The following is a 7,173-nucleotide window of genomic DNA, read 5'->3' on the forward strand; positions in this document are numbered from 1 at the left end:
TACCACGACCCGCCGTCGAACCAGTGGTTCGGCTTCCAGGCGTGGTCGATGGAGCGGGTCGCCGAGCTGTACCAGCAGACCGGCAACGCGCTCGCCAAGTCGGTCCTCGACAAGTGGGTGGACTGGGCGCTGTCCGAGACCACGGTCAACCCGGACGGCACCTTCCGGGTCCCGTCGACGCTCCGCTGGTCGGGCAAGCCCGACACGTGGAACGCCACCAATCCGGGCGCGAACAGCAACCTGCACGTCACCGTCGTCGACTACACGAACGACGTCGGCGTGGCCGGCGCGTACGCCAGGACCCTGACGTACTACGCCGACCGCTCCGGTGACACCGAGGCCGCGGCCACCGCGAAGAAGCTCCTCGACGGCATGTGGACCAACCACCAGACCGACCTGGGCATCGCCGTCCCGGAGACCCGCGCCGACTACGAGCGCTTCGACGACCCGGTCCACATCCCGAGCGGCTGGACGGGCACCATGCCGAACGGTGACGCGATCAACTCGTCGTCCACGTTCGACTCGATCCGCTCCTTCTACAAGAGCGACCCGGCCTGGTCGAAGGTCGAGTCCTACCTGAAGGGCGGGGCCGCCCCGACCTTCACGTACCACCGGTTCTGGGCCCAGGCGGACATCGCCCTGGCCATGGGCGCGTACGCGGAGCTGCTCGAATAGTCCCCGCCGGCACTCCGCGTACCGGCCCCGGTACCTGACGCCGGGGCCACCCGGCCGGGCGGCCCCCTCGCGCACGGGGGGCCGCCCGGCCCTCGCACGCTCCCCGCCCCTCCCCTCCCCCACCCCGAGGAAGGAACGCACCGTGCGAAGAACCCGCACCCTCACGGTCGTGCTCGCGCTGGCGGCCGGCCTGCTCGCGGGCGGCCCGCCCGCCCTCGCGGCCGGTGACGCCCCGGAGCCGGCCGGCACCGCCCTCGCCGCCGACACCTACACCTGGAAGAACGCCCGTATCGACGGCGGCGGGTTCGTCCCCGGCATCGTCTTCAACCGCAGCGAGAAGAACCTGGCCTACGCCCGCACCGACATCGGCGGCGCCTACCGCTGGCAGGAGGCGACGAAGACCTGGACCCCGCTGCTGGACTCGGTGGGCTGGGACGACTGGGGGCACACCGGCGTGGTGAGCCTCGCCTCGGACCCCGTGGACCCCGACAAGGTGTACGCGGCCGTCGGCACGTACACCAACGACTGGGATCCGAAGAACGGCGCGGTGATGCGCTCCGCCGACCGTGGCGCGACCTGGAAGAAGGCCGCACTGCCGTTCAAGCTGGGCGGCAACATGCCGGGCCGGGGCATGGGCGAGCGCCTGGCCGTCGACCCGAACCGCAACAGCGTGCTGTACCTGGGCGCGCCCAGCGGCAAGGGGCTGTGGCGGTCGACCGACTCGGGCGTCACCTGGTCGCAGGTGACGAGCTTCCCCAACCCCGGCAACTACGCGCAGGACCCGAGCGACACCTCCGGTTACGCCTCCGACAACCAGGGCATCGTCTGGGTCACCTTCGACGAGTCCACCGGCAGCTCCGGCAGCGCGACGAAAACGGTCTACGTCGGCGTCGCCGACAAGGAGAACGCGGTCTACCGCTCGACCGACGCCGGCGCGACCTGGCAGCGGCTCGCCGGGCAGCCGACCGGGTACCTCGCGCACAAGGGCGTCCTCGACGCGAAGAACGGCCATCTGTATCTCGCGTACAGCGACACGGGCGGTCCGTACGACGGCGGCAAGGGCCGGCTGTACCGGTACGCGACGGCCACCGGCACCTGGACGGACATCAGCCCCGTGGCGGAGGCCGACACCTACTTCGGCTTCAGCGGCCTGACCGTCGACCGGCAGAAGCCGGGGACGGTGATGGCGACGGCGTACAGCTCCTGGTGGCCGGACACCCAGATCTTCCGCTCCACGGACAGCGGCGCGACCTGGACCAAGGCGTGGGACTACACGTCGTACCCGAACCGCGAGAACCGCTACACCATGGACGTCTCGTCCACGCCGTGGCTGAGCTGGGGCGCGAACCCGTCGCCGCCCGAACAGACCCCGAAACTCGGCTGGATGACCGAGGCGCTGGAGATCGACCCGTTCGACTCCGACCGGATGATGTACGGCACGGGCGCGACGGTCTACGGCACCGAGAACCTCACGAACTGGGACACCGGCTCGAAGTTCACCATCACGCCCATGGTGCGCGGCCTGGAGGAGACGGCCGTCAACGACCTCGCCTCTCCCCCGTCGGGCGCGCCGCTGCTCAGCGGCCTGCTCGACCTGGGCGGCTTCCGGCACACGGACCTGACGAAGGTCCCGGCGATGATGTACACCCGGCCGAACTTCACGTCGACGACCAGCCTGGACTTCGCCGAGTCCGACCCGAACACGGTGGTCCGCGTCGGCGACCTCGACTCCGGCCCGCACATCGCGTTCTCCACGGACAACGGCGCCAACTGGTTCGGCGGCACCGACCCGTCGGGCGTGAGCGGCGGCGGCACGGTCGCGGCGGCCGCCGACGGCAGCGGCTTCGTGTGGAGCCCGAAGGGCACCGGCGTGCACCACACGACCGGCTTCGGCACCTCCTGGAAGGCGTCCACGGGCATCCCGGAGGGGGCGGTCGTCGAGTCGGACCGCGTCGACCCGAAGGTCTTCTACGGCTTCAAGTCCGGGAAGTTCTACGTCAGTACGGACGGCGGTGCGACGTTCACCGCGTCCGCGGCGACCGGCCTGCCGAGCGGCGACAGCGTCCGCTTCAAGGCACTGCCCGGCACGAAGGGCGACGTGTGGCTGGCGGGCGGCGCCTCCGACGGGGCGTACGGGCTGTGGCACTCGACGGACGGCGGGAAGACGTTCACGAAGCTGAGCAACGTCGACGAGGCCGACACGATCGGCTTCGGCAAGGCCGCGCCGAACGCCTCCTACCAGACGCTGTACACCTCCGCGAAGATCGACGGCGTGCGCGGCATCTTCCGCTCGACGGACCGCGGCGCGAGCTGGACCCGCATCAACGACGACGCCCACCAGTGGGGCTGGACCGGCGCGGCGATCACCGGTGACCCCCGGGTGTACGGCCGGGTCTACGTGGCGACCAACGGACGCGGCGTCGTCTACGGCGACACCTCGGACACCGGGGGCGGCGACGGCGGCACGGGGCCGGATCCGGACCCGCAGCCCCCGGGCGCCTGCGCGGTGACGTACACGATCACCAACCAGTGGTCCGACGGCTTCCAGGCCGAGGTCCGGGTGACGAACACGGGAACCGACGCCTGGAACGGCTGGACACTGAACTGGTCCTTCGCGGACGGGCAGAGGATCTCCCAGCTCTGGAACGCGGCCCACACCCAGTCGGGTCCGTCGGTGACCGTGCGCAACACCGACTGGAACGGCACCGTGGCGGCGGGCTCGTCGGTCGGCTTCGGCTTCACGGCGAGCCGGTCGGCGACGAACACGGAACCGACGGCCTTCAAGCTGGGCGAGCAGACCTGCACGGTGCGCTGAGCATCGCCGGTGGGGGATGATCGAACCCCACCGGCGACAGCGAAGGAGCCCCGATGCACGGGCGGATCATCTTCCTGAACGGGACGTCCAGTTCGGGGAAGTCCAGCATCGCGAGGGAACTGCTGAACGTCCTGGACGAGCCGTACTTCCACATGCCCGTGGACTCCTTCCACGCGATGCGGTCGCGCCGGGAGATCGACCCCGACCGGCTTCCCGACGTGCTGCGGCGCACGTGGATGGGGTTCCACCGGGCGGTCGCCGGTATGGCCGCGGCGGGGAACAACGTGGTGGTGGACCACGTGCTGAGCGAGGAGTGGCGCCTGCTGGACTGTCTCGGGCTGTTCGACGCCCGGGAGGTCGTCCTGGTCGGCGTGCGGTGTTCGCTGGAGGAGGCGGAGCGGCGCGAGCGGGCGCGGGGCGACCGCCCGGCGGGCCTCGCGGCCCGGCAGTTCGAGCAGGTCCACGCGCACGGTCTGTACGACATCGAGTGCGACACGACCACGGCCGGTGCCGCGGACTGCGCCCGCCGGATCAGCGCCTTCCTGCCGCGGCGCCCCTTTCCCACCGCCTTCGAGCAGCTCGGCCGGACGCTGGGCCCCGCCCTCCCGGCGGCCGGCCGATGACCAGGGCCCCCGCACGTCCGCCTCGCCGTGTGGCCCTCCTCGGTGGCGGCTTCTCCACCGACGACGACGGCCTGCTGGACGACTGGCTGCTCGGCCACGCCCGCGGGCCGCGCCCCAGGGTGTGCTTCGTCCCCACGGCCAGCGGAGACGCCCCCGCGTACGTCGAGCGGTTCCTGAACGCGTTCCGGGCCCTCGACTGCGAGCCGTCCGTCCTGCCGCTGTTCCGCCGTGAGCTCGACGACACGGCCCTGCGCGCGTTCCTGCTGTCGCAGGACGTCGTGTACGTCGGCGGCGGCAACACCGCCAACCTGCTGGCGGTCTGGCGCACCCACGGCGTCGACCGGCTGCTGCGCGAGGCGTACGACCGCGGGACGCTGCTGTGCGGGATCAGCGCCGGCGCCAACTGCTGGGCCGAGGGCTCGCACACCGACTCCTTCGGTCCGCTGACGTACCTGAGGGACGGGCTGGGGCTGCTGCCCGGTTCGGTGTGCCCGCACTACGACAGCGAACCCGGCCGACGGGCCTCCTACCGGGCGGCCGTGGCGAGCGGCGCGCTGCCCGCCGGGTGGGCGCTGGAGGACGGTGTGGGCGCCCTCTTCACGGACGGGCGGCTCACCGAGGCCGTGGCCCGGAGGCCGGACGCCCGCCTGTACCGGGTACGGGCGGGCGAGGAGGGCGAGGCCACCGAGCGGGCGTCGACGTGCCGACCGCTCAGGGGGTGAACACCGTCGGCCTCGGCGCCGTCGGCATGCCGGCGCCGAGGAAGAAGCCGGTGTGCGGGGGCTGGTTGTAACCGGTGTTCTGCCAGGCCAGGGCCGTGCGGTACAGGGTGTCGTGCAGCAGGGTCGTGATCCTCAGGTCCGTGTCGTGCGGGGTGGAGTGGATGCGCAGCGCCTTGTTGTCGGCGGTGCGCCAGACGACCTCCTCGCGCCAGTCGCCGAGGATGTCGCCGGACAGGACGGGTGTGGACTTGGTGCCGTTGTTGGAGGAGACCCCGGAGCCGGTCAGCAGGCGGGTGTCGGAGGAGGTGCCGTACTTGTCGATGCGGGTGCCGTCGAGGAGTTCGCGCACGGGGTCGCCGTCCCACCAGGCGAGGAAGTTGGCGGAGGACGGCTTGCGGCCCTTGGGGGCGCCGCTCCTGTCGCGGATGGAGCCGTCGGACGAGGACCACATCTCCGGGCCGGAGTTGCCCGCCCAGATGTCCGCGGCGACGCCCCGGCCGTTGTCGCAGCAGGCGGCGAGCTTCCAGCGGACCGTGCCGTTCGCGGGATCGACGGAGAGGGCGGCGGGCTGGCCGGTGGACTCGGAGACCTTGTAGTACTCCAGGCCGGAGGTCGACGGGTCGAGGTCGCCGAGGTGCTGGGCGTCGCCGTGGCCGGTCTTCGTGGTCCACAGGGCGTTGCCGTTGTCGTCGACGGCCATCGAGCCGTAGACGATCTCGTCCCGGCCGTCGTTGTCGACGTCCCCGACGGAGAGGCTGTGGGAGCCCTGGCCGTCGTAGCCCTTGCCGCTGTTGGTGGAGGAGTTGGTGTCGAAGGTCCAGCGGCGGGTGAAGGAGCCGTTCCGCCAGTCCCAGGCCGCGATCACCGTGCGGGTGTAGTAGCCGCGGGCCATGATCAGGGAGGGGCGGGCACCGTCCAGGTAGGCGGTGCCGGCGAGGAAGCGGTCGACGCGGTTGCCGTAGGAGTCGCCCCAGGAGGAGACGTTGCCGCGCGCCGGGACGTAGCCGACGGTGCCCATCGCCTTGCCGGTCCGCCCGTCGAACATGGTCAGGTACTCGGGCCCGGAGAGCACGTAGCCGCTGGAATTGCGGTGGTCGGCCGAGGAGTTGCCGATCACCGCGCCGGTGCCGTCCTTCGTGCCGTCGGCGGTCTTCATGGCGACCTCGGCCCTGCCGTCGCCGTCGTAGTCGTACACCTGGAACTGGGTGTAGTGGGCGCCGGAGCGGATGTTGCGGCCGAGGTCGACGCGCCACAGCCGGGTGCCGTCGAGCTTGATGCCGTCGACGATCGTGTTGCCGGTGTAGCCGGACTGGGAGTTGTCCTTGGCGTTGGTGGGCTGCCACTTGAGGACGAGGTCGAGGGCGCCGTCGCCGTCGAGGTCGCCGACGGAGGCGTCGTTGGCCTCGTAGGTGTAGGAGACGCCGTCGGGGGTGGTGCCGCCGGCGGGCGGGGACAGGGGCACGTCCTTGTAGCCGGTGCGGAACTGGACGGCGTGGGCCGAGTCGCCCTGCTCGGTGCCGTTCACGACCGCGCGGACCGTGTAGTCGGCGTGGGCGGGGGCGCCGGAGTGGAAGAAGGTGGTGGAGCGGGTGACCGGACTGGAGTTGACCTTGGTTCCGGCCCGGTAGACGTTGAAGGAGACGTCGTCCGGGTCGGTGCCGAGCCAGCGCCAGCTGACCAGGTTGCCGCTGCCGGTGTGGACGCTGACGACGCCCCGGTCGAGCCTCTCGACCTGCCGCGCGGTGGCGGCCTCGGCGGGATCGCCGGGCAGCGCCGTCAGACCGGCACCGGCCAGCGCCGCCACGGCGAGCGCCGCGGGGAGGAGGACACGGCGTCTGCGGTGCCTGCGGGGGTGCTTCACGGGCGGGCCTTCCTGGGAGGACGGATGGATTGCGCCTGTTGGTCGCCGCCGGCCGCGCACGGGTTGCCGCCGGCGCCCGGCGGATTCCGCCGTCGTGCGGGCCGTGCTCCCGCGCGGCTCACGTGCTGCCGGGCACCGGCGGCTTCCGGAAGGCCCTGAGGGTGAACACGGGGTCGGGGCGGGGGCGGTCCTGGTCGGGGAGGAGCGCCAGCCGGGCGGCGAAGCGTTCGGCGGCCGGTTCGCCGGGGGGCAGGGTGACGAACCAGCCGCGGCGCAGGTCGGCGATGGTGCGGCGGGGGCTGCGGCCCTGCCCGTGCCCCCGGAAGCGGGCCTGCCCGGCCGGGAGCAGGCCGTGCTCGGCGGCGTGGGCCTCGACGTCGGCGGCGGCGTCGGGCACCGGGCTGCGCGGGCGGGCGGCGAGGACGGCGTCGATGTCGCTGCCGACGTTGTGGGAGGCGCCCTTGTCGACGGTGGTGA

At 72.2% G+C, this 7,173-nt stretch carries 5 protein-coding genes and 1 pseudogene; 4 read left to right on the plus strand and 2 right to left on the minus strand.

Features of this window, described 5'->3' with window-relative positions; all coding sequences use genetic code 11:
- The 4 genes from RIM90_RS29555 to RIM90_RS29570 all read left to right on the plus strand — a co-directional run.
- A partial coding sequence (locus tag RIM90_RS29555) for a glycoside hydrolase family 48 protein (protein WP_309063810.1) occupies positions 1 to 675 on the plus strand: 675 nt, incomplete at its 5' end.
- A 142-nt stretch (positions 676 to 817) separates the two neighbouring features.
- Entirely contained in the window at positions 818 to 3,490 is a 2,673-nt protein-coding gene (locus RIM90_RS29560; protein ID WP_309063811.1) for a cellulose binding domain-containing protein, read from the plus strand.
- A gap of 53 nt (positions 3,491 to 3,543) precedes the next feature.
- Positions 3,544 to 4,113 (plus strand): AAA family ATPase, encoded by a 570-nt coding sequence (locus RIM90_RS29565; protein WP_309063812.1) that lies wholly within the window; start codon positions 3,544 to 3,546, stop codon positions 4,111 to 4,113.
- Entirely contained in the window at positions 4,110 to 4,835 is a 726-nt protein-coding gene (locus tag RIM90_RS29570) for a peptidase E (RefSeq protein WP_309063813.1), read from the plus strand. Before RIM90_RS29565 ends, RIM90_RS29570 begins: the two co-directional genes overlap by 4 nt.
- Here the strand turns inward: RIM90_RS29570 and RIM90_RS29575 are convergent.
- Complete coding sequence (locus RIM90_RS29575; protein ID WP_309063814.1) at positions 4,825 to 6,696, minus strand: rhamnogalacturonan lyase; 1,872 nt, start codon at positions 6,694 to 6,696, stop codon at positions 4,825 to 4,827. The genes RIM90_RS29570 and RIM90_RS29575 overlap by 11 nt on opposite strands.
- Before the next feature lie 118 nt (positions 6,697 to 6,814).
- Positions 6,815 to 7,173: pseudogene (locus RIM90_RS29580) on the minus strand (SAM-dependent methyltransferase); the annotation flags it as partial.

This window comes from Streptomyces sp. (genome assembly GCF_031181555.1).
Taxonomy (GTDB): domain Bacteria; phylum Actinomycetota; class Actinomycetes; order Streptomycetales; family Streptomycetaceae; genus Streptomyces; species Streptomyces fimbriatus.